Here is a 24,693-nt window from a genome sequence, read left to right on the forward strand (position 1 = left end):
AATTAGCGCATATTAACGAAAATCCCATTCGTCACATTATCTGTCAGGCGTACGACATGGTATATGACTTGCTTATTATGCGTTTTAATTTTCCTTTTAATATTTCCTTTGTGTGACGATACTGTTTTTGCCTTGATATTCATCTGGTCTGAGATCTGAATTGTCCCTTGTCCAGCCATCCACATTCTTAGCATACTTGATTCAGTTCTGCTTAATGATAGGGTGGGTAAGTTAACCGCCCCTACATTCTTAACTTCTTTATTCAAATAATCGCCCAGGATATCATCAAGCGACTCTGGTTTAATCGATTTCGAACTGATTAATAAGTTTTTACGCACCAACAAATACTCATCGAAATGAATATTGGCGATCGCCATAAAAACAATAAACAGGGTCTTAGGATGCTGATTAATGATCTGCTTAATGTGCTGACTGTTAGCGGGGTCGTGAATGAAACAGTCCTCATTAATAAACACCACGCCGGGCTTGTGGGCGTCACAAGCGGCTGCGAGTTCTTCAACGGTGTGTGCATCGTTGATGTCTCTCTTTCTTACCCCTCTGCTTGCTAAGTACCCGGTTAACCCTAGCCGGGTGTAGCTGCATAAATCCATAATGATCGTTGACATGGCATACCCTCACTCAATGCGTAACGATAATTCACCACCTGCCTGAGAGCTCATAAACAGCCATACGGGATGGAAAAAATCTAATAAAACCTGTGAGCATGACAAAGACTTTCAGGCGAACTCACTATCCCGTAAAGTTACGTATAATTTGCCAGGAATCATCTTAAAGTAAAGTAAATATTAAGTATTGTGAGGTGGTTAGAAACATTTAAACCGCGTCAGATATATCCTGGTAGATGTTTTTCGAGATTATTTTTAGGAATATCCTCAGAAAGACATTGCAAACACTGCGGGTTATTATTTGCGTGGAAGTTCACTGACAATATCCGCTAACAGATTGAATATCTCGCTGAATAAATGCTCGCAGAAGGGGGCGATAAGTGGCATCAATAATGACATTAATAAAAGGCCAACCGTCAAAGTCACCGGAAAGCCGATGACGAATACCGACAGCTGCGGAGCCATTCGGTTGAGTAAACCTAATGCGAGGTTAACGGTGAGCAGCAGGGTAATGATCGGCAGCGCCAGCATCAGTCCATTGAGGAAGATCAGCCCGGCAGCCCGCACCAGCGCCAGAAACGCGTTGCTGTTTACCGGGTTGTCGCCAATCGGCAGCGTGTGGAAGGTGTCCACCAGCATCGAGATGAGCCACAGGTGGCCGTTGAACGAGAGAAACAACAGCATCGCCAGCAGGTCGATAATACGCGCCAGCACGGGCATATTCAGGTGGCTGCCCGGGTCAACGAACGTCGCGAAAGACAGGCCCATCTGCAAACCGATCAGTTCACCCGCCGTTCGTACCGCGGCGAAGGCGAGCTGCATCGTAAACCCGACCGCCACGCCAATCATCACCTGTTGCAGGGCAATCCAGATCGCATTCGGGGAAAAGATCGGGATATCCACCGCTGGCAGGGTAGGGGCAACGATAATGGTGATAACCATGCCCAGCCCAATTTTGACGCGTTTAGGCACCGACTTTTCACTGAGTATGGGGGCGGTGGAGATCAGCGCCATGATGCGCAGCATCGGCCAGAAATAGATCCCGAGCCACTGAACAAACTGATCGCTGGTGAAATGCAGCATTGTCCGTCAGCCGATGATGTAAGGCAGATTGGTGAACAGGTTGCGCATATAGTCCAGCAGCAAATTGAGCATCCATGGCCCGGCAACGATAATCGCCACGAAGACGGCAATGATCTTCGGGATGAATGACAGGGTCATTTCGTTAATCTGCGTGGCGGCCTGGAGAATACTGATAATCAGACCGGTGACCAGCGCAACCAGCAGCAGGGGCGCGGCGACGGCAATCGCGACTTTCATCGCCTCCGTGCCCATCATCATGACCGACTCAGGCGTCATTGCGCGCTCCTCAACTGTAGAAACTCTGCGCCAGCGAGCTGACCAGCAGCTGCCAGCCGTCGACCAGCACGAACAGCATGATCTTAAAGGGCAGGGCAATGGTTGCGGGCGGGACCATCATCATCCCGAGCGCCATCAGGACGCTGGCGATCACCAGGTCAATAATCAGGAACGGAATGAAAATGGTGAAGCCAATCTGGAATGCCGTTTTCAGCTCACTGGTCACATACGCCGGGAGCAGAATGCGCATCGGCACCGCTTCCGGTCCCTGTAACTCACCGGTGTTAGCGAGACGGGCAAACAGGGCCAGATCCGCTTCGCGCGTCTGGCGAAGCATAAATTCACGTAATGGCTGGGCGCCCTTTTCCAGGGCAACCTGCATGGAAATTTTATCTTCGCTGAACGGCTGGTAGGCCTCGGTGTAAATCTTGTCGATCACCGGCGACATAATGAAAAAGGTCAGGAACAGGGCTAAACCCAGCAGCACCTGATTGGGCGGCGCGGACGGCGTGCCGAGCGCGTTGCGCAGCAGGCCAAACACAATGATGATGCGGGTGAAGCTGGTCATCATCAGCAGGATCGCCGGGATAAAGGTCAGCGAGGTGATGAACACCAGCGTCTGCACGGACAGGGACCAGCTTTGCCCCCCGTTCGCCATCGGCGTGGAAACCAGCCCCGGCAGTTGCGCATACACAGAGGGCGCGAACAGGCTCAGGCCTGCCAGCGTAAGGAATAACAAACGGCGCATCAGGATCTCCCGGGACGCTTGAGCAAACTCTTCATAACGGACTGGAAATCCGCAGGGGCCTGGGCGTTAGCCTCCACCGTGGCAGGCGCAGGGGGGAGCGTGTGAAGAACGTTAATGCTGGAGGCGGTCACGCCCAGCACCAGTCGCGCATCTTCCACCTCCACAATGACCACGCGTTCGCGCGGCCCGAGCGGGGTGCTGGCGCTGACCTTCAACCCGCGGGTACCGGCCGTTTTCCCCGCCAGACCGAAACGCTTTGCCAGCCAGGCGGCGATTAGGATAAAGGCAATAATACCGAACAGCGCGCCGCTCACCTGGAGCAGCGGTGAGCCGGGTACGGCGGAGGGCGCGGACAGTGTTGCCTGGGTTTTCATACTTAACGGCTCAGACGACGCATGCGTTCGGAAGGGGTAATGATGTCGGTGATACGTACGCCGTATTTATCGGCCACCACCACCACTTCGCCCTGTGCAATCAGGTAGCCGTTGATCAGAATATCCAGCGGCTCACCCGCTAAACCGTCAAGCGCCACCACGGAACCCTGTGTCAGGCGCAGCAGCTCTTTAATGGTCATGCGGGTGCGACCCAGCTCAACGGTGAGCTTGACCGGAATGTCCATAATCAGGTCGATGTCCTGCAACGTGCCGCTGACGTCGCCGCCGCCTAACTGCTGAAAGACCGCGTCTGCCGCGCTTTTCGTCGGCGTCGTTTTCTGCTCGTTTAACGCGTCAGCCCACAGATCGTCCAGTGCTCCGCTGTTTTCATCGGACGGATTGTTCATGTCACTCATTTGGGCTGTTCCTCATTCAGCGAATTCAAAATCGGGTTGATCAAGTGCTCAACGCGTAACGCATACTGGCCGTTAATCGTGCCGTACTGGCTTGTCAGCACGGGTACGCCATCCACATGGGCAATAATGCGGTCGGGTTTATCTATCGGCAAAACGTCGCCGGGTTGTAATTTCAGGATCTGCGATAACCGCATGGAGATGTCGGCGAAGTTGGCCACCAGCTCCAGCTGCGAATGCTGCACCTGACGCACCAGGTTTTCACGCCAGTTCTGATCTTCGTGACGTGAGTTCTCCAGCGGCGGGTTCACCAGCAGTTCGCGCAGCGGTTCAATCATGCTGAACGGCAGACAGATGTTGAACTCGCCCGTCAGGTTGCCGATCTCGACGTGGAACGGGGTGTTCACGACGATGTCATTCGGGGAGGTGGTGATGTTGGTAAACTTCACCTGCATCTCGGAACGCACATACTCCACTTCCAGCGGGTTAATCGCTTTCCACGCGTCACTGTAGGATTCCAGCGCCAGCTTCAGCATGCGGTTAATCACGCGCTGTTCGGTATGGGTAAACTCGCGGCCTTCCACTTTGGTCGGGAAACGGCCATCGCCACCGAACAGGTTATCCACCGCGATGAACACCAGGCTTGGCGAGAACACAACCAGGCCGGTACCGCGCAGCGGTTTCAGATGGATCAGGTTAAGGTTGGTTGGCACCGGCAGGTTGCGGGCAAACTCATGATACGGCTGAATGCGGATCGCACCGACGGTGATATCCGGGCTACGACGCAGCAGGTTAAACAGCCCCATACGGAACTGACGTGCGAAACGTTCGTTGATGATCTCCAGCGCCTGTAAACGCTCGCGCACCACGCGACGCTGGGTATTGGGATCGTAGGGACGAATATTATCGTCGCCGGTCAGACCCGGTTTCGGTTCGTCACTTTTATCGCTGTCGCCGTTGAGCAGCGCATCGATTTCTGCCTGAGAAAGAATACTGTCGCCCATGTCGTTACCGCAGAATGAAGGCTGTATACAGAACGTCAGTGACTTCCTGCTTAGGTTGGCCGTTTACCAGCGGGGTCGCCAGCGTCTGTTTTATGGCATCGACCAGCTTTTGCTTGCCCACATCGGTGGCGAGCGCGGAGGCATCCTGACGAGAAAACAGCAGCAGCAGACGGCTACGCACTTCTGGCAGGTAGTCGTTCAGGCGTGCACGGGTCGCTTCATCTTTCAGACGCAGCGTAATACCCACGTAAAGCACGCGATCCGCATCGCCCAGGTTCACGGTGAACGTATCCAGCGGGTAGAAGACCGGCGCCGGTGGAGGCGGCGCTTCAGCTTTGGCGGCCGCGCTGGAGGGTTCCTGCTGCATACGCCAGTAACTGTAGCCTGCGGTGGCGCAGGCCGCGAGGGTAATCAACACCAGCAGCGGGATCCAGATGGAACGCTTGCTTTTTTTGGTGATAGCGGAGTCTGTCATCTGATACGAGCTTCCTGTTTCGGTACAGCTTAATACGGTGATTATCCCGTGTCCGGCTTAGGTCAAAGCGTGGAAAAGACGGGGATAATCACGTTACCTCTGGCGTTTAGGCAAAGATGTCTACGGCACGGCTGCCGCGCGCGGCGGATTGCAGGGCGGCAGGGGCAGGCAATAACTCTTCGCTCTCATCGTTAAACCCACCATGCTGGCCAGAACGCGAAGCGTGCTGTTGCTGCCCGGATGAGGACTGCTGTTGCCCGGCAAAGCCCTCGCTGCTGACGCTGCTTTGGGAAAGCTGAATGCCGTTTTCCGCAAGCTGCGTGCGCAGGATCGGCAGGGCCGCTTCCAGCGCCGCGCGAACGTGGCTGTGGGGCGAAACCATCTGCAACTGCGCCTGGTTGTCGTCCAGCTTAAGCGAAATTTGCACCTGACCCAGATCCTCCGGGTGCAGACGCAGCTCTGCGGTCTGCTGTCCCTGCTTTGTGAACAGGGTGATGTGCTGGCTCAGATTCTGCTGCCATTCGTGCGTGCCCAGCGGCTGGCTTAATACCGGCGCTGTCGCAACGGTAGCGGCAGGCTGTGAAGGCGCCAGGTGACTGACGATGGGGGCCAGCGTCGCGGTTGGGCTGGCGGCAGGCGACGCCGTGCTCGCTACGTCCTGCTTCTCCGCGACGGCGGCGACGGCTGGCGTAACGGCTGCCGTGGCGGGCAGCGACGTGTCGCTGTCCTGAACCGGCATTTTTTCCTGAGCCGTTAACGCCTGGCTAAGCGGCTGATGCTGGGCGTTGTCCGTCTGGGCTAGCGCAGAGGGGAGGGCGGCTCGGGGGGCGATCTCCCCGGTGCTCACAGGCTGCGTCGCTACCGGGGTGGTAGTCTGCTGGTGCGGTAACATCGCCATCAGCGCGCTTAACCCGGCCAGCTCCTCTTCTTCAGTCGTGGTCTCGCTGTTTGCTTTCGCGTCCGGCTGGGTCAGCGTCTTCAGCGCATCGGTATTCGCTGCGGGTTTCAGGCCGGAGACGAGGCTTTGCAGGGAGACGGCGGTATCTTCACCGATCAGGCTTTCCTGACGGGAGAGCAGTTCGGCAATTTTGGCCTGGAGCGTGGTATCACCGTTTCTTTCCTTTGCCGCTGTCGACAGCTTGCTGCCCGCCGCTTTCAGATCCGTCAGCGGGGCATCTTTGCCTTTGTCGGTGGTCTCGGTCAGCGCGCCCGCCAGCAAAGAGAGAAAATCTTGCGCGCCCTCAGCGCCTTTTCCGCTCAGCGTGCCGCCGGACGAGTCGCTGTCGGTCATCAGCAGTTGTTGCAGTGTGATCATTCTGGTTTCCTCATTGATGCGCGCTGGGCAAACTCATCCATTTTTTTCTGATCCAGACGGTTTTCCGCCAGGGTCGAGGCTGCAATCTGCCGGTCCTGTAAGGTTTGCCAGGCCTGCAACCGCTGTTTTTTCTCGCGCCAGAAATTCAGCGCGGTATCGACTTTTTGCGTCCACTGGTTAAGCTGCTGGCGATGCTGTTCAATCGCCTTTTCCAGCGTCTGGATAAACTGCTGATAGTTAATCCAGCGCTGGCTACCAATGCCCTGCGTCATGTCGGTGTTAAGGTTGGTGCGATATTCATGCTGATAGTCGATTAACATCTTCAACTGTTCTTCAGCCTGCTGGCACCCGCGTCGCATTGCGCCAAGCTGCAATGCGGCATCATCAACTTCTTTTTCAGCCAGATCTTTCAGCGTTGATAACGCGCTGTTCTGCGCCATGACCTTCGCCCTCCACCTGTGTTACACCTGCGGGAAAATCAGCTCCAGTGCCTGGAGGGAATCTTCCCAGTCGGCGCGTTCAAAAATACCCTGTTGCAGAAATGCCTCCAGCTGCGGCCAGAGGGCAATCGCTTTATCGAGCATCGGGTCGCTGCCTTTGGCGTACGCCCCGACGCTGACCAGATCGCGGTTGCGCTGGAAGCTGGAGAGCAGTTGTTTGAAGTTACGCACGCGGGCGTAGTGTTGCTCGGTGATCAGGGCCGTCATCGCACGGCTGATCGACGCTTCAATATCAATCGCCGGGTAGTGCCCGGCTTCGGCCAGACGGCGCGACAGCACGATATGGCCGTCGAGGATCGCGCGCGCGGAGTCGGCAATTGGGTCCTGCTGGTCATCGCCTTCGGTCAGTACCGTATAGAACGCGGTGATGGAGCCGCCGCCGCTGATGCCGTTCCCCGCGCGCTCAACCAACGCCGGGAGCTTGGCGAAGACCGACGGCGGGTAACCTTTGGTCGCGGGCGGCTCGCCGATGGCCAGCGCAATCTCACGCTGCGCCATCGCGTAGCGGGTCAGGGAGTCCATAATCAGCAGTACGTGCTGGCCCCGGTCGCGGAAATCTTCCGCAATACGCGTGGCGTAGGCGGCACCCTGCATACGCAGCAGCGGCGACACGTCCGCAGGCGCGGCGATCACCACCGAGCGGGCGCGGCCCTCCGCACCCAGAATGTTTTCGATAAAATCTTTGACTTCGCGACCACGCTCACCAATCAGGCCAACCACGATAACGTCCGCCTGGGTATAACGCGCCATCATGCCGAGCAGGACCGATTTACCCACGCCGGAGCCGGCAAACAGCCCCATACGCTGGCCGCGTCCCACGGTGAGCAGAGCGTTAATCGGCCGCACGCCGGTATCCAGTACGTGCTCGATTGGGGTGCGTTGCAGCGGGTTGAAGGGTTGGGTGATCAGCGCGCCGGTTTCGGTGGTATCAGGGGAGGGCAGGCCATCGAGCGGTTTGCCGCTTCCGTCCAGCACGCGGCCCAGCAGCGCCGGACCGAGCGGGAGCTGTTTGCCGCTTTGCAGGCCGTCGCCGCTGATGTTTTTCGCGTAGACGCGGGCGCCGGGCAAAATCCCTTCCACTTCTTCAAGGGGCATCAGAAACAGGCGCTGACCGTTGAACCCGACCACTTCGCTTTCCACTTCACGCGTCTCCCCCCCGTCCTGCCGCTCAATCACGCAGGTGGCGCCGAGCGGAAGTTGCAGCCCCGTGGCTTCCAGGACCAGACCGGTGGCGCGCGTCAGGCGTCCATAACGACGAACGGATGGCAGCTGCGCCATCTTCGTTTCAAAATTATCGAGCGTGTTAAGCCAGCGCGTAAGGCGAGCGGTCATCAGACGACTCCCGGCGCCGCCAGGCGGCACAGTTCCTGCCAGCGGGTCGCAACGCTGGCATCCAGATCGCCCTCATCCGCCGAGACCTTACAGCCTCCGTGATGGAGCGACGGATCGCCGCGCAGCCGCCAGCCGTGCAGGCTCAGCGTCGCGCCGAGGCTCTCTTCCACGCGCTGCAAATCATCAGGATGAACGCGCAGCTGCGGTTTGCCGCTGAACAGCGGCTCCTGCTGGAGCAGCCCCTGGATCTGCTTAATCAGCGCGGCGTTATCCACTACCGGCGTCTGGCCGATCACCTGACGGGCCGCCTCCAGCGCCATCTGCATCAGGCGCGAGGCGATCACGCTGTCGAGCGCATCCAGCGTGTGCTGAAACTCGCTCACCAGCTGCTGCATGCGGGCATGCAGCGGCGCCTGCTGCTGGCGCGCCTGCTCGATGCCCTGCTCTAAACCTTTCGCCAGCCCTTCCTGATAACCCTGTGCGTGCCCGGTCTGACGGCCTTCGTTCATCCCGGCGTTGAAGCCCTGCTCGTGCGCCTGCATTTGCATCTGGGCCAGCATCTGGGCGCGCTGTTCCTCTTCACTCAGCTCGGGGATACCCGCCCCGGCGTCGCCCTCGTCGGACGACACAACGGCAGGGGTGAACTCTGCGGTGGGAGGGGAGAGGTCGTCAGGCGTCCAGCGCTTCCACGACAGTTCATCAGACATAGGTGTCGTCTCCGCTGCCAATCACCATCTCGCCGGTTTCTGCCAGACGACGAACAATAAGCAGGATCGCTTTCTGTTCGTTTTCCACCTGAGACAGACGCACCGGGCCACGGTTGGCCAGGTCGTCGCGCAGGATATCGGCCGCACGCTGGGACATGTTGCGCAGGAACTTCTCGCGCAGCGGCTGCTCGGCGCCTTTGAGGGCGATAAGCAGCGATTCGGAGTCCACCTCCTGGAGCAGGCGCTGGATGCTGCGATCGTCCACTTCGACCAGGTTTTCGAACAGGAACATCTCGTCAATAATTTTCTGCGCCAGTTCGCCGTCGAACTCGCGTACCGCCGTAATAACCGCCTCTTCCTGCTGCGTTTTCATCAGGTTGATGATTTCCGCTGCCGTTCTCACGCCGCCCATTTTGCTGCGCTTGAGGTTCTGGCCGTCGAGCAGGTTGTTCAGCACTTCGGTCAGCTCCGCCAGCGCGGCTGGCTGGACGCCGCCGAAGGTGGCGATACGCAGCATTACGTCGTGGCGCAGGCGCTCGTCGAACAGCGCCAGAATATCGGCTGCCTGACCCCGTTTGAGGTGGACCAGAATGGTGGCGATAATCTGCGGGTGCTCGTCGCGAATAAGATCGGCGGCGCTTTGCGGCTCCATAAAGTTGAGCGTTTCGATCCCGCTGGCGGTGTCGCGCGTTTCGAGAATATCTTCCAGCAGGCTGGCGGCGCGCTCTTCGCCGAGCGCCTTAACCAGCACGGAGCGCAGGTATTCGTTGGCGTTGACGTTGAGCGCCGCAAACTGCTCGGCTTCCTGCTCAAACTCCGCCAGCACTTCGGTCAGCTGCTTGTTGGAGATCTGGCGCACGTTGGCCATCGCCGCGCTGAGGATCTGCACTTCTCGCTGGGAGAGGTGTTTAAACACCTCCGCCGCGCGATCTTCGCCAATAGTCATCAGCAGGATGACGCTCTTATCGGTGCCTGTAAGCGTATTACTCATGTTCGTTACCCATCCAACCGCGGATGACCAGCGCGACGACGCGCGGATCGTTATCTGACATTTCGCGAATGCGCTGGCTCATCACCTCTGCGCCCATGCGCTGGTTAGCACGACGCTGCTGCATCTGTTCATCTTTGCTGAGACGAACTTCAACCGCTTCTTCCTCATCCGGACGCGCGTTCTTCTGTTCCAGCGCGGCTTTCTCGGCTTCAGCACGACGCTGTAGCTGAGGACGGACACCCTTACGCCACAGCAGCCACGCGACAATCAGCACCAGCAGCCAGCGGCCTGCGGACATCAGCTGATCGAAGAACGCCTGCTGTTGCCAGAACGGCAGTTCGCCACCGGACTCATCCACCGGGTTGAACGGTGAGTTCACAACGTTGAGGGTATCGCCACGTTTTTCAGAGAAGCCCATCGCTTCGCGGGTCAAATCTTCGATCTGCTTCATCTGCTCCGCCGTGAGCGGCAGCGGTTTACCGTCCGGCAGCGTTTTGTAGTTCACCACCACGGCAACAGAGAGACGCTGAATATCGCCCGTGTTCAGTTTGGTATGGCGGATAGTCCGGTCGACTTCGTAGTTGGTCGTTTCGTTACGGCTGCTGTTACGCGGGCCGGTACTGTTCGCGGTCGAGGTCGTCTGCTGATTCGTTTGCTGACCGTTCTGCGGGTTTGCCGGCGGGGTGGAGATTGGCGCGGCGTTGGCAGGCGCAGGCTGGTTAGAGAGCGCGCCCGGCACACCGCCAGGATACTGGCCGCCGACCTGTTCCGTCTCATTGATTTGACGCGAGCGTAACACGGCACGGGAGGCATCCCCGTTCGGAGCGTACTGCTCTTCGGTCTGTTCTTTATTCGAGAAATCAATCTGCGCGGTGACCTGCGCGTGTACGTTGCTGCTGCCGACCACCGGGCCCAGAATCGCTTCGATGCGGCGCTGGAGACGGCCTTCCACATCGGCGGCGTATTTCAGCTGAGCGTCATTGAGATCGCGCCCGGTGGTGTTGGACTGCGTCAGCAGATGACCACTCTGATCCACCAGCGTAACGTTACCCGGCGGCAGACCGGCCACCGCACTGGAGACCAGGTGCGTGACGGCGCTGATCTGCCCTTCATCCAGCGCACGGCCAGGTTCGAGGTTAACGGTCACAGAGGCAGAAGGGGACTTTTGTTCGCGGACAAACAGGGACGGCTTAGGCATCGCCAGGTGCACACGGGCACTTTTCACCGGGCCTAAGGTTTCAATCGTACGGGCCAGTTCACCTTCCAGTGCGCGCTGATAGTTAACCTGCTCGCTGAACTGACTGATGCCGAATTTTTCCTGATCCAGCAGCTCAAACCCAACCGCGCCGCCTTTTGGCAGCCCCTGCTGGGCGAGACGCAGGCGAAGCTCGTGCACTTTATCTGCCGGTACTTCAAGCGCACCGCCGTTATCGGCAAAGCGATACGGGATGTTCATCTGGGTCAGCTGGGTGACGATGGCGCCGCCATCCTGATCGGAAAGGTTGCTGTAGAGCGTGCGGTAATCCGGGCTTTTTGCCCATAAGACCATCGCGACAACGATCGCAATGGCGGCAGCGCCTGCCACAATCAACGGGATCTTAGGGTTGGCGCGAAGGCGGTTCATCCACTCGAGTGATTTATTCTGCGGCGCTGTCGATGCTGCTGTCGCACTCATTGCGCACCTCTTAAATCCTGGTGGTTTACGTTATTCGTGTAGAGAAACAAAACTGACTCCCGGGTCGGCAAACACGACAAAAGTTCCATACTGATGGCCCTGCCATTATTTGATGATTCGGGATTTTCTATGCGTCAAATAACCTGGTTTTTTAACGCTATTTACCGCCATTATCTTATTGACAAGCTGTTAGTCTTGACCTCGTAAAAAACCATCCAGGGGAGAGTCATGGCTATACAGGGCATTGAAGGGGTACTCAGTCAGTTACAGGCAACGGCGATGACCGCCCGTAACCAGAGCGTGGCTGACCAGCCGCCGGGCGTTAGCTTCGCCGGTCAACTGCATGCGGCGCTGGACCGGATCAGCGACAAGCAAAACGCGGCCCGTACCCAGGCTGAGAGATTTACCCTTGGCGAACCCGGCGTGGCGCTCAACGATGTGATGGCCGATCTGCAAAAAGCGTCGGTGTCATTGCAGATGGGGTTGCAGGTGCGTAACAAGCTGGTGTCGGCATACCAGGAAGTGATGGGGATGCAGGTTTAATCAATACCTATCTTACGCTGGCAGCCTGATGGCTTTAATGCCACAATATTTTTTTCTTCGCATGCAGGAAAGATGATGAAAAAAGTAGCAATTGTGGCTGCGATGCTGACGTTAGCGGGATGTGTTCAGGTCGATAACTATCAGGAAGTAATTAAGCACCCGGTACCTTCGCAACTGGCAGGTTACTGGCAGTCGAAAGGGCCGCAGAGCGCGATGGTGAGCCCGGAAGCGATCGCCACGCTGGTGGTGACGCCAGAGGGGGATACGCTGGATTGCCGTCAGTGGCAGCGCGTTATCGCGGTGCCGGGTAAGATCATGCTGCGTTCAGATGATTATTATAACGTGACGCGTAAGCTGGATGTCTATCCGCTGGAGCGTGATGGGGCGGCGCTGGAGTATGACGGTATGGAACTGTACAAGGTTGACCGTCCAACGGTGGAATGCGCAGATTACCTGAGCAAGAATTCGCTGGAGAGTAAGCTTCCGTAACTTTTAACCCGAAGCAAAAAACTTGTTTGAGAACGACTGAAGGCTTTCAGCGATGCTCTGGTCCGGCTGTAAATCGCTGAGGCGTTTCCTGTAGGCCGGGGCGAGGCGCAGGGATGCGCCGAGAGGGCGGGCTTTACAGGGATGTTACCTCCGCCCGTCCCCGATAAGCCGGAAGGAATAAGCCGAAGGCACCGCGAAGCGGCGATTTTCCGCCGGAAGCCCGGGTCGCCAGGGTGGTGGCGACTGAGCCACCCTGGCACGTTCACCGGTTATGTTGTGACAGAGTAGCAAGGACATAAAGTGAACGGAATGACCACCAGAGCCGTATGTTCCCCCTCACCCCAGCCCTCTCCCTCAAGGGAGAGGGGGCCGTCTGTGCAGACATTATTTTGTGAGGATGGCGTACGCTTCGGGAGCGGGTCCGCAGACCGCACTGTTCCAGCACTACAGCGCGTCCTCAATCACCCAGACGCTGACGCTGCCCCCGTTACAGAAGAACGTCCCTTCGCCATCCGCCGCCGTGGTCACGGTTTCCTCGCGGTTGCCTAAAAAATCACGCCAGGTCTTGTTGCCGTAATTCTCCCCGAGGCAGATCGTCTTCTCGCCGTCATCGCCATTCGACAGCACCACCACACAGCCCGGGTGTTCCTCAGTCCCGCTGCGGCTAAACGCAATACAGTTTGGATGATCGAAAAACAGCGTCTGCACGCCGTGGGCAAAACGCTGCCGGGCGAGGATCAGCTCGTGGAGTTGTTCAATCACCGGCATATCGATGTGATACGTCTCGCCATCCCCGCCGGTGTCGTCATAGCTGGCGCCAAAAAGATCCGGGTAGAACACGCTCGGCACGCCGTTTTCACGCAGCAGGATGAGCGCGTACGCCAACGGTTTGAACCAGGCTTCAACCGGGGCTTCCAGCGCCTGCAAGGGTTGGGTGTCGTGGTTGGCTACCAGCGTCACGGCATGGAACGGATCGGCTTCCACCAGCGTACCGGTGAAAATCTGGCTCATATCGTAGTCGCGTCCCTGGCGTGAGGCTTCGTGAAATTTCATTTGCAGTGGCGCATCAAACAGCATGGTTTTGCCGTCCACCTGATTGATGTAGTGCTGCAATTTATCCACTTCGTGAGACCAGTATTCCGCCACAATAAACAGCGGCTGCGGGGCCACCTCCTGAACGTGCTCAATCCACTCTTTATAGAACCAGGCCGGGATGTGTTTTACCGCGTCCAGGCGGAAGCCGTCGCAGTGGGTTTGCTCCATCACCCAGCGCGCCCAGTATTTGATCTCCTCCGTCACCGCGTGGTTGCGAAAATCAATATTTTCACCCATCAGGTAATCGAAATTGCCCATCTCGTCGTCGACCTGATCGTTCCAGCCTTCGCCGGTGTAGTCGTTCACGATTTTGAAGATACCGTCCTCATTGGGGTTTTCAATGTGGTCGATACCGCTGAAGCATTTGTAATCCCAGATGAACTGTGAATACTGCCCGGCCCGAACGGGGAAGGTGTAGCGCGTCCAGGCTTCACATTCGATGATCTCATCGCTGATTTGGGTGCGATCCTGAGCATCCACGCGCTGCACGCGGACGGGTTCCTTTTCATCGGCCCCCATTTTGTGGTTGACCACCACGTCCAGAAGCACCGCAATCTGGTTGCTTTTTAAGGCGTTGATGGCCTCCAGCAGCTGGGCTTTATCGCCGTATTTGGTGGCGACGCTGCCTTTCTGGTCAAACTCACCGAGGTCGAAAAGATCATAAGAGTCATACCCGACGGAATAGCCGCCGGATGCCCCTTTGTAGGCTGGCGGTAACCAGACCATATTGATGCCGATTTCGTTCAGGTTGGGGGCTAATGCCGTGACTTCTCGCCACAGTTCACCGCCGGTGGGGTAGTACCAGTGAAAACATTGTAAAAGTGTTGGGTTGCGCATGCACCATCTCCATGAGGTCGCGAAACTCAAGTATGGAGCAGGTTTGGCAGAAATGCCTGGCGAACGAAACGGTTAACGTTTGCCCGCCAGTTAAATGGCTAATTGATATCGCTATTACTTTGCGGAACCAGGACATGACCGCCCTGGTTACCGTAGGTGGAGAGAACGGTTTTCTGGATGGAAGATTGCCCGACCAGCTTCGCCAGCTCATCCATTCTGGCTTGCAGCAACGTTTTTACCTGGCCTTCGTTGTCCAGGATCACCCGCAGCGTCGGGCGAAGCTGCTCCTGAATCTGCATCGAAGGTTCACTTTCCTGAGTGAGACGAGCCAGTGAGTGCACCGCATTAACATAGTCGGTTTCACAGATGATCAGATCATCCCATAGTCCCTGCCGGGCCAGTCGCAACATCAACTGGCTCTGCTCAAGGAGTTGCTGATAAAGGGCATAAAGTTGCGGTGCGTTACTCATTAGACGGCGTCCTGCATCAGTTGTGGCGTACCGGCAACCTCCTTCCACCCGTCAGCGATATTGCGCAGCAAGGTTTCCACCTCTTCGATGGCGCTGGCGTCGTTATTCACGTTGGCGTGCAGGAGGCGACGTACCATATAGGCATAAAGGGCAATCAGGTTTTGCGTAAGCTCATCCCCGTTATTTTCCACCAGGCCAACCTTCAGCCCGTTTTCGATAATGTTGATGGCTTTTGAAAGCGCCAGCCCTTTTGCCGGGATATTACCGTCTGCCAGGAACAGACGCGCGCGTACCAGCGCGCTGAGGGCTCCATCAAATAGCATGATAACCAGCTGCTGCTGGCTGGCGCTCATCACCGCGCTTTCAACTTCTATCTTTGCGTAGGCTTGCGTGCCTTTTGCGCCGTACATGTTATCCCCCTCGGGTCTGATTAGCGTTTACTACTTGTTGCTGGACGTATTTTCGAACTGCTGCGTCAGGTAGCTGCTGGTGTTGTTCAGCGAGGTCATCAGTACGTCCAGCTGGGTAAACTGGGCTTTGTACTGTGCCACTCTTGCGTCAATACGTTCGCTAACTGAGTTATATTGATCCGTCAGCTTGTTCAGCGTTTTGCTGACGCCATCTTTGGCCGCCTGGATAATGCCTTTACTGGAAAGCCAGTCAGTCAGATGGGTGGCCATGGTGGTGGTGATCCCGGTGGTTTTACCGTCACCCACAACCAAATCTTTCACGGCAGACGGGTTATCCGTCAGCGCTTTTTTCAGCTTGTCGCTGTCCAGCTCCAGCTTGCCCGTGCTTGGATCTGAAGTAATGCCGACCTGAGACAGCGTTTTATAGGCGGTTCCGCCGACGGAGTTGCCCAGCATGGTTTTCAGCTGCGTCTGAATAGTACGCAGCGTGCTATCCCCGAGCAGGGCGCCGTTGCTGGAGTCCTGCGCATCTGTACCCGCATCAACTGCCGTATATTTGGTTAATGATGCAAAGCTGTCCTGAAGGGTGTTGTAGGCATCCACCCAGGCTTTCATCGCCGTTTCCGCTTTCGACGTATCTTTAGCGATCGTCAGCGTCTGGTTACCGGTGGTGACGTCGTTCAGGTTCAGGGTGATATCTTCCAGCGCATCGCTGATAGTGTTGCTGCTGTTTTCGATATCAACGTTATTCACCTTCAGCTTCGCGTTCTGCGCGGTGACGCTTTCCGTCATGCCGTTGCTGGCGTCGGTGCTGGTGCCGTTGTAACCCATAAAGGATTGCAGGGCGCTGTCGCCGCTTACGCTGATGCTGACCGCGTTGTCCGCCCCGGTTTCGGTGGAGGTGATGGACAGACGATACTGACCATTACCGACGTTAATAATACTGGCGGTCACGCCGGCGTCAGCTTTGTTAATCGCATCGCGAATGCCGGTCAGCGAGGAGTTTGCCGCGCTGATATCGACGGTGACCGGATCTTTACCGTTACCGGCGGTAAAGGTGATCTTGCTGTCAGCTGTAGCAATGGCCGTTTTGGTATCCGGCTGCGCGTTTTTTGTCGTCAGGGTTTGCGCCTGCGCCAGCTGCGACACGCTGATGGTGTATTTACCGGCAATCGCGCTGCCGGTGGTGGTGGCGCTGAATGCCGTGGAGCTGCTCGACGTGCTGGTCGCCGTAAACAGGTCGGCTTTATTCAGCGCGGTGTTGGCGGTCTGAAACGCTTCCAGTGAACTCTTCAACGTGCCGTAAGCGCTCAGCTTGGCGGTATAAGATGACTGTTGTTTGGAAATCGGCGTCAGCTGCTCTTTTTCGGCCTTGGTCAGACTATCCAGAATGTCTGCTAACTTAAGACCCGATCCAATCCCCAATGATGAAATACTTGCCATATTTATTCCTTAATCTATCGACACGTAGAACGAATAGTGGGGTTATCGGCCTTAATGGGGGAAAGTTTACGGTTAATTTCTTTTTTTTAATGGCGGGAATAACGGTAATAGAGAAGAGCTTTTCCGTGGCTAAAAAAATTAACGCGATCCTGAAAAAAAATCTAAAGGTTGTTTTGGACCAGACGATAACACCTTTGACGGCGATGAAGCCGAAGGGTGGAAACCCAAATCTAACCAAACAGATTTGATGAACAACAGGAATCGAAATCATGGCACAAGTCATTAATACCAACAGCCTCTCGCTGATCACTCAGAACAACATCAACAAGAACCAGTCCGCTCTGTCTTCTTCTATCGAGCGCCTGTCTTCTGGTCTGCGTATCAACAGCGCGAAAGATGACGCTGCGGGCCAGGCTATCGCTAACCGCTTCACCTCTAACATCAAAGGTCTGACTCAGGCTGCACGTAACGCTAACGACGGTATCTCTCTGGCGCAGACCACTGAAGGCGCACTGTCTGAAATCAACAACAACCTTCAGCGTGTTCGTGAACTGACCGTTCAGGCAACGACCGGTACTAACTCTGATTCTGACCTGTCTTCAATCCAGGACGAAATCAAATCCCGTCTGTCTGAAATCGACCGCGTATCTGGTCAGACTCAGTTCAACGGCGTGAACGTACTGGCTAAAGACGGTACCATGAAGATTCAGGTTGGTGCGAATGATGGTCAGACTATTTCCATCGATCTGCAAAAAATCGACTCTTCTACTCTCGGCCTGAACGGCTTCTCAGTGTCTAAAAATGCTCTCGAAACTGGCGAAGCGATCACTCAACTGCCGAACGGAGCTAATGCGCCAATCGCTGTTAAGATGGATGCGTCTGTTCTGACCGATCTTAACATTACTGATGCCTCAGCTGTTTCTCTGCACAACGTAACTAAAGGTGGCGTAGCAACGCCTACTTATGTTGTTCAGTATGGCGATAAGAGCTATGCAGCATCTGTTGATGCGGCTGGCACAGTTAAACTGAACAAAGCCGACGTAACTTATAATGACGCAGCGAATGGTGTTGCTAATGCCACCCAAGCTGGTAGCCTGGTTCAGGTTGGTGCTGATGCAAAAAACAATGCAGTTGGTTTTGTTACCGTGCAGGGTAAAAACTATGTTGCTGATGGCTCATTAGTGAATGCTAATGGCGCTGCTGGCGCTGCCGCTACTAAAGTAACAATTGATGGAGATACAGCTGCTGGTAATCAGGCTAAAATTGAACTTAGCCAAAATGGTACTACTGCTGCAACAGCAGAATTCGCAGGCGCATCTACCAACGATCCGCTGGCTCTGCTGGACAAAGCTATCGCGTCCGTAGACAAATTCCGTTCTTCACTGGGTGCGGTCCAGAACCGTCTGAGCTCTGCCGTAACCAACCTGAACAACACCACCACCAACCTGTCTGAAGCGCAGTCCCGTATCCAGGACGCCGACTATGCGACCGAAGTGTCCAACATGTCTAAAGCGCAGATCGTTCAGCAGGCCGGTAACTCCGTGCTGTCCAAAGCTAACCAGGTTCCTCAGCAGGTTCTGTCTCTGCTGCAAGGCTAATCGCCTGATTACGCTCAAACCCCGCTTCGGCGGGGTTTTTTCTATCCACGCATAAGCGTAACCCCCCAAATAACCCCTCATTTCACCCACTATTCACCCGATTAAAACCCCTCCAGAATCGGATAATCATGCCGATAACTCAACTAACGCAGGGCTGTTTATCGTGAATTCACTCTATACCGCTGAAGGTGTAATGGATAAACACTCGCTGTGGCAGCGTTATGTTCCGCTGGTGCGTCACGAAGCATTGCGCCTCCAGGTGCGTTTGCCGGCGAGCGTGGAACTGGACGATCTGCTACAGGCGGGCGGTATCGGGTTATTGAATGCAGTTGACCGGTACGACGCTCTGCAAGGAACGGCATTTACGACTTACGCAGTGCAGCGTATTCGTGGTGCGATGCTGGACGAGCTGCGCAGCCGCGACTGGGTGCCGCGCAGCGTTCGCCGCAACGCGCGCGAAGTGGCGCATGCGATGGGGCAGCTGGAACAGGAGCTGGGGCGCAACGCGACGGAAACCGAAGTGGCGGAACGTCTGGGCATTCCTGTTGAAGAGTATCGCCAGATGTTGCTCGATACCAATAACAGCCAACTCTTCTCTTATGATGAGTGGCGCGAAGAGCATGGCGATAGCATCGAGCTGGTGACGGATGAACACCAGCAAGAAAACCCGTTACACCATTTACTGGAAGGGAATTTACGCCAGCGCGTGATGGAAGCAATTGAAGCTTTACCGGAACGTGAGCAACTGGTGTTAACCCTCTATTACCAGGAAGAGCTCAATCTCAAAGAGATTGGCGCCGTGCTGGAGGTGGGCGAGTCACGGGTGAGCCAGCTGCACAGCCAGGCCATTAAACGCCTGCGCACAAAACTGGGTAAGTTATAGGTGAGTTATTCGCCTTGGAAATGCCGCACAACGTATTGACAACCAGGAGTTATCATGACGGTGCAGCAATCTAAAAGACGGCCTTTAAGCCGCTACCTGAAAGACTTTAAACACAGCCAGACGCATTGCGCCCACTGTAAAAAATTACTCGACCGCATCACGCTGGTTCGTCGCGGTGAAATCGTGAACAAGATTGCGATTTCCCGCCTCGACACGCTGATGGATGAAGCCGCCTGGCTTGAAGAGCAAAAAGAGTGGGTAGCGCTTTGCCGTTTCTGTGGCGATCTCCATTGCAAAGAGCAAAGCGACTTCTTCGATATTATCGGCTTCAAGCAATTCCTGTTTGAACAAACGGAGATGAGTCACGGCACCGTGCGTGAATACGTGGTTCGCCTGCGCCGCCTGGGTCAGCATTTGACCATGCAAAATATCTCCCGCGATCTGCTGACGACCGGATACCTGGATGAAAATCTGGAACCCTGGTTGCCCGCCACAAGTACCAATAATTACCGCATCGCGTTGCGAAAGTACGCGCAATTTAAAGTCCAGATGCCGGGCGTCATAAAGCAGAAAGTCCGCGCCGGAACAACTTCTGATATATATTAAAAAAGAATAAGATGTAGCGCAGCCGCCTTTGACGTTGCAGGCGATTTCTCTACACTACTCAAAAATTCCACTGTATCGGGGTACTTATGAAATTAGCACTTCTGGGTCGTCAGGCGCTGATGGGGATGATGGCCGTTGCGCTGGTCGCGGGGATGAGCGTGAAAACGTTCGCGGCAGAGAGTCTGCTCAACAAAGTTAAAGAGCGCGGCACGCTGCTGGTTGGGCTGGAAGGAACCTATCCTCCGTTCAGCTTCCAGGGCGACGACGGTAAACTGACCGGTTTTGAAGTGGAGTTTGCGCAGGAGTTGGCGAAACACCTCGGCGTTAAAGCCTCCCTGAAACCCACCAAATGGGACGGGATGCTGGCGTCACTGGACTCCAGACGTATTGACGTGGTGATTAACCAGGTAACCATTTCTGACGAGCGTAAGAAGAAGTATGACTTCTCCACGCCGTACACCGTGTCCGGTATTCAGGCGCTGGTGAAGAAAGGTAACGAAGGCAGCATCAAGTCCGCAGCGGACCTGAAAGGTAAGAAAGTCGGCGTCGGTCTGGGCACCAACTACGAAGAGTGGCTGCGCCAGAACGTGCAGGGCGTGGACATCCGTACCTACGATGATGACCCGACGAAATACCAGGATCTGCGCGTAGGCCGTATTGACGCCATTCTGGTGGACCGCCTGGCAGCGCTGGATCTGGTGAAGAAAACCAACAATACCCTGGCAGTTGCGGGTGATGCGTTCTCCCGTCAGGAGTCCGGCGTGGCGGTGCGTAAAGGTAACGAGGATCTGCTGAAAGCCATCGACGGCGCCATTGCTGAGATGCAGAAAGACGGCAGCCTTAAAGCGCTTTCTGAGAAGTGGTTCGGCGCAGACGTGACGAAATAAGTCTCTGACTGACAAAAAAAGGCGCTTTTAAAAGCGCCTTTTTTATTTCTCGCGCGTCTGCGTGCATAATGAAATAACAATTGTTTGCGTGACCGGAGGAACCATGTCACTACAGAATTTAACGCGCTTTCCCCGTCTTGAATTTATCGGCGCACCCACGCCGCTGGAGTACCTGCCGCGATTTTCTGACTATCTGGGGCGCGATATTTTCATTAAGCGTGACGATGTGACGCCCATGGCGATGGGCGGAAATAAGCTGCGCAAGCTGGAATTTCTCGCCGCCGATGCCCTGCGCGAGGGGGCGGACACGCTGATCACCGCCGGGGCAATTCAGTCTAACCACGTTCGCCAGACGGCGGCAGTGGCGGCGAAGCTGGGACTCCACTGCGTAGCCCTGCTGGAGAATCCGATCGGCACGCAGGCAGAGAATTACCTGACTAACGGTAACCGTCTGCTGCTGGATCTGTTCAACGTGCAGGTTGAAATGGTCGACGCGTTGACCGACCCGGCTGCACAGCTCGACGAGCTGGCGACGCGGCTGGAAGCGCAGGGTTTTCGTCCGTACGTGATCCCGGTTGGCGGCTCGAATGCGCTGGGTGCCCTCGGCTATGTTGAGAGCGCGCTGGAAATCGCTCAGCAGTGCGAAGGCGCGGTAAGTTTATCCTCGGTGGTGGTGGCGTCCGGCAGTGCGGGGACCCATGCCGGTTTAGCGGTCGGGCTTGAACAGCTGATGCCGGAGGTCGAACTGATTGGCGTGACGGTTTCCAGAAGCGTTGCGGACCAGAAGCCGAAAGTCGTCACCCTGCAACAGGCGGTGTCTGAACAGCTTGCGCTTCAGGCGAAGGCGGAAATAGTGCTGTGGGATGACTATTTCGCGCCGGGCTATGGCACCCCCAATGATGAAGGGATGGAGGCGGTTAAGCTGTTGGCCCGTCTCGAAGGTATTCTGCTCGACCCGGTCTATACCGGCAAGGCAATGGCGGGCCTGATCGACGGCATCGCCCGCAAGCGCTTTAAGGATGAAGGACCCATTTTGTTTGTTCATACTGGCGGAGCGCCTGCGCTGTTTGCCTATCATCCTCATGTCTAAAAATCAGGTAGAAAAATAATAATGCAAGAAAGTATTCAACTGGTTATTGATTCGCTGCCGTTCTTGCTTAAGGGCGCGGTGTTTACTTTACAGCTCAGTATCGGCGGGATGTTCTTCGGGCTGGTGCTCGGGTTTGTGCTGGCACTGATGCGTATGTCCAACATCTGGCCGGTGCGTTGGCTGGCGCGGTTTTACATCTCCGTGTTCCGCGGAACGCCGCTTATCGCCCAGCTGTTTATGATTTACTACGGTCTGCCACAGTTCGGTATTGAGCTGGATCCGATCCCGGCGGCGATGATTGGCCTGTCGCTGAATACGGCGGCGTACACCTCTGAAACGCTGCGTGCGGCGATCTCCTCCATCGATAAAGGGCAGTGGGAAGCGGCGGCCAGTATCGGGATGACCCCGTGGCAAACGCTGCGCCGGGCGATCCTGCCCCAGGCGGCGCGCGTGGCGCTGCCGCCGCTGAGCAACAGCTTTATCAGCCTCGTGAAAGACACCTCGCTTGCGGCGACCATTCAGGTGCCGGAGCTGTTCCGTCAGGCGCAGCTGATCACCTCGCGCACGCTGGAAGTGTTTACCATGTATCTGGCGGCCTCGCTGATTTACTGGGTGATGGCGACGGTACTGTCCGCTCTGCAAAACTATTTTGAAAACCAGCTTAACCGCCAGGAGCGTGATCCAAAATGAGTGCAATTGACGTCAAAAACCTGGTGAAAAAATTCCACGGGCAAACGGTGCTGCATGGCATTGACCTTGAGGTTGAGCAGGGCGAAGTGGTGGCCATTATCGGCCCGAGCGGGTCAGGCAAAACCACGCTGCTGCGCAGCATCAATTTACTGGAGCAGCCCGAAGGCGGGACGATCCGCGTGGGTGATATCACCATTGATACCGGGAAACCCATCAGCCAGCAAAAAGGGTTGATTCGCCGCCTGCGCCAGCATGTCGGCTTCGTGTTCCAGAGCTTTAACCTTTTTCCGCACCGTACGGTGCTGGAAAACATTATTGAAGGGCCGGTCATCGTCAAGGGTGAATCAAAGGAAGACGCGACGGCCCGCGCCCGCGAGCTGCTGGCGAAGGTTGGCCTGGCAGGGAAGGAGACGAGCTATCCGCGTCGCTTATCTGGCGGGCAGCAGCAGCGTGTCGCCATTGCGCGCGCGCTGGCGATGCGCCCGGATGTGATCCTGTTTGACGAACCCACGTCCGCGCTCGATCCTGAGCTGGTCGGGGAAGTACTGAACACGATCCGACAGCTGGCGCAGGAGAAACGCACGATGGTGATTGTGACGCATGAAATGAGCTTCGCTCACGACGTTGCCGATCGGGCTATTTTCATGGATCAGGGGAGAATAGTTGAGCAGGGGCCGGCTAAAGCGCTGTTTGCCAATCCGCAGCAGCCCCGTACCCGTCAGTTCCTTGAAAAATTCTTAATGCAGTAGCATTTTAGCGTTCAATTTGCTCCAGATGCCGCTTCTGGAGCAAATTATCCTCCCTTAAACTCCGTTCTGTTGCTTTTTTATTCCGCCTGATGTGGGTAAGCCATCGCCAAATTAAAGATAATCTCCCTGTGGCCGATATTTTATATAAATAATCATGCTTTATGTGTTAGGTTATATTCACCATAATAATGATTATCTTTATCAGAGGCTTCATTCAGTAAGTATGAGGGATATAGACTTTTTCACCTGGCGACGGGAATGCTTCCTCCGGTTTCAGGAAATGACCTGTGCCGAAGAGGTATATCAGGAACTTCAGCGACAAACGCAGGCGCTTGAATTCGATTATTATGCGCTTTGTGTTCGACACCCTGTGCCATTTACCCGCCCGCGAACATCCGTCCATTCCAGTTATCCGCAACAATGGATGGCGCAATATCAGTCCGAGAATTATTTCGCCATTGACCCGGTGCTGAAGCCGGAGAATTTCATTCAGGGACATTTGCCCTGGACAGATGAATTATTCACGGATGCCCAGCAATTATGGGACGGCGCGCGGGACCACGGTTTACGCAAGGGAATAACGCAGTGTCTGATGATGCCAAATCATGCGCTCGGTTTCCTCTCCGTGTCATGTACCAGCTTACAGGCACACTCGATATCCAGTGAAGAAATTGAGCTGCGTTTACAAATGCTGGTCCAGATGGCGCTCACTACGCTGCTGCGCTTTGAACATGAGACGGTGATGCCGCCTGAAATGAAATTCAGCAAGCGTGAGCGGGAAATTCTGAAGTGGACCGCAGAAGGGAAGACGTCGGCAGAAATCGCCATCATTCTCTCCATCTCGGAAAATACCGTCAATTTCCATCAAAAGAATATGCAGAAGAAATTCAACGCACCGAATAAGATCCAGATAGCGTGTTATGCCGCGGCGACGGGGCTTATCTGACTGATATCACGTTCTGCGTGTCAGACGAGAAAACGGCTGAATGCTTTGCATCCAGCCGTTTTTGTTACTGGCGGTAGGCTTGTTTAATTTGCTTAACCGTATTGGCAAAAACAGCGGATTCAGCCTGGTCTTCCATCTGCGCGATCTGTTTTTCCATTTTAATGATCACACGACCAGCATCAGCCTGGCCCATCGCCTGTAGCATAAGCGTCAGCAGCGACTTCAGGCAGTTTACTTCCTGTGCCAGTTCCTGGTTATTCTCGGCAGTGGCAAATTCAGGTGTGCTCATTTATTTTCCTCATTATAAAACAGCGCATGAGCGCGACGATGAAAGTTAAGGCGGCGGAGTATACCACAAGCTACGGCAAAAAATGCAGTGGTTGTTTTTTATACTTATCACGCCGTGATTATTGGGCGGCGCGGATTATGAAGGTACTC

The 24,693-nt window shown here is 55.6% G+C and carries 29 protein-coding genes and 1 pseudogene; 10 read left to right on the forward strand and 20 right to left on the reverse strand.

The features are described 5' to 3' along the window. Positions 1-2: 2 nt before the first annotated feature. The 14 genes and pseudogenes from rcsA to fliF form a co-directional block, all read right to left on the reverse strand. Positions 3-626: a transcriptional regulator RcsA gene (gene rcsA, locus ACOTW6_RS10680; protein WP_017383340.1), complete on the reverse strand. Its 624-nt coding sequence runs from the start codon at positions 624-626 to the stop codon at positions 3-5. A gap of 290 nt (positions 627-916) precedes the next feature. Further along, positions 917-1,709 (reverse strand): annotated as a pseudogene (gene fliR, locus ACOTW6_RS10685) (flagellar biosynthetic protein FliR); the annotation flags it as partial. Between the two features lie 6 nt (positions 1,710-1,715). Next, positions 1,716-1,985 carry a flagellar biosynthesis protein FliQ gene (fliQ, locus tag ACOTW6_RS10690; protein WP_003859587.1) on the reverse strand — a complete coding sequence of 90 codons (270 nt, stop codon included), beginning with the start codon at positions 1,983-1,985 and terminating at the stop codon, positions 1,716-1,718. A gap of 10 nt (positions 1,986-1,995) precedes the next feature. Next, positions 1,996-2,733, reverse strand: coding sequence for a flagellar type III secretion system pore protein FliP (gene fliP / locus ACOTW6_RS10695; protein ID WP_213789155.1), 738 nt, complete (start codon positions 2,731-2,733; stop codon positions 1,996-1,998). Continuing rightward, positions 2,733-3,107, reverse strand: a complete 375-nt coding sequence (gene fliO / locus ACOTW6_RS10700; RefSeq protein ID WP_003859591.1) for a flagellar biosynthetic protein FliO — start codon at positions 3,105-3,107, stop codon at positions 2,733-2,735. Before fliO ends, fliP begins: the two co-directional genes overlap by 1 nt. Positions 3,108-3,109: 2 nt before the next feature. After that, positions 3,110-3,523 (reverse strand): flagellar motor switch protein FliN, encoded by a 414-nt coding sequence (gene fliN / locus ACOTW6_RS10705; RefSeq protein WP_003859592.1) that lies wholly within the window; start codon positions 3,521-3,523, stop codon positions 3,110-3,112. Beyond that, positions 3,520-4,524 (reverse strand): flagellar motor switch protein FliM, encoded by a 1,005-nt coding sequence (gene fliM, locus ACOTW6_RS10710; RefSeq protein WP_003859594.1) that lies wholly within the window; start codon positions 4,522-4,524, stop codon positions 3,520-3,522. The genes fliN and fliM overlap by 4 nt, the downstream gene beginning before the upstream one ends. A gap of 4 nt (positions 4,525-4,528) precedes the next feature. Next, positions 4,529-4,999: a flagellar basal body-associated protein FliL gene (gene fliL / locus ACOTW6_RS10715; RefSeq protein ID WP_003859598.1), complete on the reverse strand. Its 471-nt coding sequence runs from the start codon at positions 4,997-4,999 to the stop codon at positions 4,529-4,531. A gap of 106 nt (positions 5,000-5,105) precedes the next feature. Beyond that, positions 5,106-6,314 carry a flagellar hook length control protein FliK gene (gene fliK, locus ACOTW6_RS10720; protein WP_213789156.1) on the reverse strand — a complete coding sequence of 403 codons (1,209 nt, stop codon included), beginning with the start codon at positions 6,312-6,314 and terminating at the stop codon, positions 5,106-5,108. Next, positions 6,311-6,754 (reverse strand): flagellar export protein FliJ, encoded by a 444-nt coding sequence (fliJ, locus tag ACOTW6_RS10725; RefSeq protein WP_006811155.1) that lies wholly within the window; start codon positions 6,752-6,754, stop codon positions 6,311-6,313. The genes fliK and fliJ overlap by 4 nt, the downstream gene beginning before the upstream one ends. Positions 6,755-6,775: 21 nt before the next feature. Then, positions 6,776-8,146: a flagellar protein export ATPase FliI gene (gene fliI / locus ACOTW6_RS10730; RefSeq protein ID WP_017693144.1), complete on the reverse strand. Its 1,371-nt coding sequence runs from the start codon at positions 8,144-8,146 to the stop codon at positions 6,776-6,778. Further along, entirely contained in the window at positions 8,146-8,853 is a 708-nt protein-coding gene (fliH, locus tag ACOTW6_RS10735) for a flagellar assembly protein FliH (protein ID WP_017693145.1), read from the reverse strand. The genes fliI and fliH overlap by 1 nt, the downstream gene beginning before the upstream one ends. After that, a complete protein-coding gene (gene fliG / locus ACOTW6_RS10740; protein WP_003859608.1) occupies positions 8,846-9,844 on the reverse strand; it encodes a flagellar motor switch protein FliG in 999 nt (332 codons plus the stop codon). The genes fliH and fliG overlap by 8 nt, the downstream gene beginning before the upstream one ends. Beyond that, the gene (gene fliF / locus ACOTW6_RS10745) at positions 9,837-11,519 is read right to left on the reverse strand and encodes a flagellar basal-body MS-ring/collar protein FliF (protein WP_062932912.1); all 1,683 of its coding nucleotides are present in this window, start codon (positions 11,517-11,519) and stop codon (positions 9,837-9,839) included. The genes fliG and fliF overlap by 8 nt, the downstream gene beginning before the upstream one ends. Before the next feature lie 228 nt (positions 11,520-11,747). Here fliF and fliE point away from each other — a divergent pair, with 228 nt between their 5' ends. Continuing rightward, positions 11,748-12,062 carry a flagellar hook-basal body complex protein FliE gene (gene fliE, locus ACOTW6_RS10750; protein WP_003859612.1) on the forward strand — a complete coding sequence of 105 codons (315 nt, stop codon included), beginning with the start codon at positions 11,748-11,750 and terminating at the stop codon, positions 12,060-12,062. A 75-nt stretch (positions 12,063-12,137) separates the two neighbouring features. After that, the gene (yedD, locus tag ACOTW6_RS10755; RefSeq protein ID WP_062932913.1) at positions 12,138-12,551 is read left to right on the forward strand and encodes a lipoprotein YedD; all 414 of its coding nucleotides are present in this window, start codon (positions 12,138-12,140) and stop codon (positions 12,549-12,551) included. A gap of 444 nt (positions 12,552-12,995) precedes the next feature. On the opposite strand, the gene amyA is transcribed toward yedD, so the two are convergent. The 4 genes from amyA to fliD all read right to left on the reverse strand — a co-directional run bounded on the left by amyA (position 12,996) and on the right by fliD (position 16,806). Then, entirely contained in the window at positions 12,996-14,483 is a 1,488-nt protein-coding gene (gene amyA, locus ACOTW6_RS10760) for an alpha-amylase (protein ID WP_003859614.1), read from the reverse strand. A 98-nt stretch (positions 14,484-14,581) separates the two neighbouring features. Next, complete coding sequence (gene fliT, locus ACOTW6_RS10765; RefSeq protein ID WP_006811148.1) at positions 14,582-14,953, reverse strand: flagella biosynthesis regulatory protein FliT; 372 nt, start codon at positions 14,951-14,953, stop codon at positions 14,582-14,584. Further along, positions 14,953-15,363 carry a flagellar export chaperone FliS gene (gene fliS / locus ACOTW6_RS10770; protein ID WP_047063139.1) on the reverse strand — a complete coding sequence of 137 codons (411 nt, stop codon included), beginning with the start codon at positions 15,361-15,363 and terminating at the stop codon, positions 14,953-14,955. Before fliS ends, fliT begins: the two co-directional genes overlap by 1 nt. Before the next feature lie 30 nt (positions 15,364-15,393). Further along, positions 15,394-16,806, reverse strand: coding sequence for a flagellar filament capping protein FliD (fliD, locus tag ACOTW6_RS10775; protein WP_062933817.1), 1,413 nt, complete (start codon positions 16,804-16,806; stop codon positions 15,394-15,396). A 269-nt stretch (positions 16,807-17,075) separates the two neighbouring features. Between fliD and ACOTW6_RS10780 the strand changes: the two genes are divergently transcribed. From ACOTW6_RS10780 to sdiA, 8 genes are all read left to right on the forward strand, one after another. Further along, positions 17,076-18,404, forward strand: a complete 1,329-nt coding sequence (locus ACOTW6_RS10780) for a flagellin (RefSeq protein ID WP_062933818.1) — start codon at positions 17,076-17,078, stop codon at positions 18,402-18,404. 163 nt (positions 18,405-18,567) lie between these two features. Continuing rightward, on the forward strand, positions 18,568-19,287 hold the full coding sequence (locus tag ACOTW6_RS10785; RefSeq protein ID WP_003859623.1) for an RNA polymerase sigma factor FliA: 720 nt from the start codon (positions 18,568-18,570) through the stop codon (positions 19,285-19,287). Between the two features lie 54 nt (positions 19,288-19,341). Further along, positions 19,342-19,893, forward strand: coding sequence for a flagella biosynthesis regulatory protein FliZ (gene fliZ, locus ACOTW6_RS10790; RefSeq protein WP_062933819.1), 552 nt, complete (start codon positions 19,342-19,344; stop codon positions 19,891-19,893). A gap of 86 nt (positions 19,894-19,979) precedes the next feature. Continuing rightward, positions 19,980-20,780: a cystine ABC transporter substrate-binding protein gene (gene tcyJ, locus ACOTW6_RS10795; protein ID WP_062933820.1), complete on the forward strand. Its 801-nt coding sequence runs from the start codon at positions 19,980-19,982 to the stop codon at positions 20,778-20,780. A gap of 103 nt (positions 20,781-20,883) precedes the next feature. After that, the gene (dcyD, locus tag ACOTW6_RS10800) at positions 20,884-21,870 is read left to right on the forward strand and encodes a D-cysteine desulfhydrase (protein ID WP_062933821.1); all 987 of its coding nucleotides are present in this window, start codon (positions 20,884-20,886) and stop codon (positions 21,868-21,870) included. A gap of 21 nt (positions 21,871-21,891) precedes the next feature. Beyond that, complete coding sequence (gene tcyL, locus ACOTW6_RS10805; protein ID WP_003859632.1) at positions 21,892-22,560, forward strand: cystine ABC transporter permease; 669 nt, start codon at positions 21,892-21,894, stop codon at positions 22,558-22,560. Beyond that, the gene (tcyN, locus tag ACOTW6_RS10810; protein ID WP_062933822.1) at positions 22,557-23,309 is read left to right on the forward strand and encodes an L-cystine ABC transporter ATP-binding protein TcyN; all 753 of its coding nucleotides are present in this window, start codon (positions 22,557-22,559) and stop codon (positions 23,307-23,309) included. Before tcyL ends, tcyN begins: the two co-directional genes overlap by 4 nt. 223 nt (positions 23,310-23,532) lie before the next feature. Then, positions 23,533-24,255, forward strand: coding sequence for a transcriptional regulator SdiA (gene sdiA / locus ACOTW6_RS10815; RefSeq protein WP_045333304.1), 723 nt, complete (start codon positions 23,533-23,535; stop codon positions 24,253-24,255). Between the two features lie 64 nt (positions 24,256-24,319). Here sdiA and ACOTW6_RS10820 read toward each other — a convergent pair whose 3' ends face one another. Continuing rightward, entirely contained in the window at positions 24,320-24,544 is a 225-nt protein-coding gene (locus ACOTW6_RS10820; RefSeq protein ID WP_003859644.1) for a DUF2594 family protein, read from the reverse strand. Then, complete coding sequence (locus ACOTW6_RS10825) at positions 24,531-24,611, reverse strand: hypothetical protein (protein ID WP_418235935.1); 81 nt, start codon at positions 24,609-24,611, stop codon at positions 24,531-24,533. Before ACOTW6_RS10825 ends, ACOTW6_RS10820 begins: the two co-directional genes overlap by 14 nt. Positions 24,612-24,693 lie beyond the last annotated feature (82 nt).

The sequence above is a fragment of the Enterobacter cloacae complex sp. IR5403 genome (genome assembly GCF_049238705.1).
GTDB lineage: Bacteria > Pseudomonadota > Gammaproteobacteria > Enterobacterales > Enterobacteriaceae > Enterobacter > Enterobacter hormaechei_C.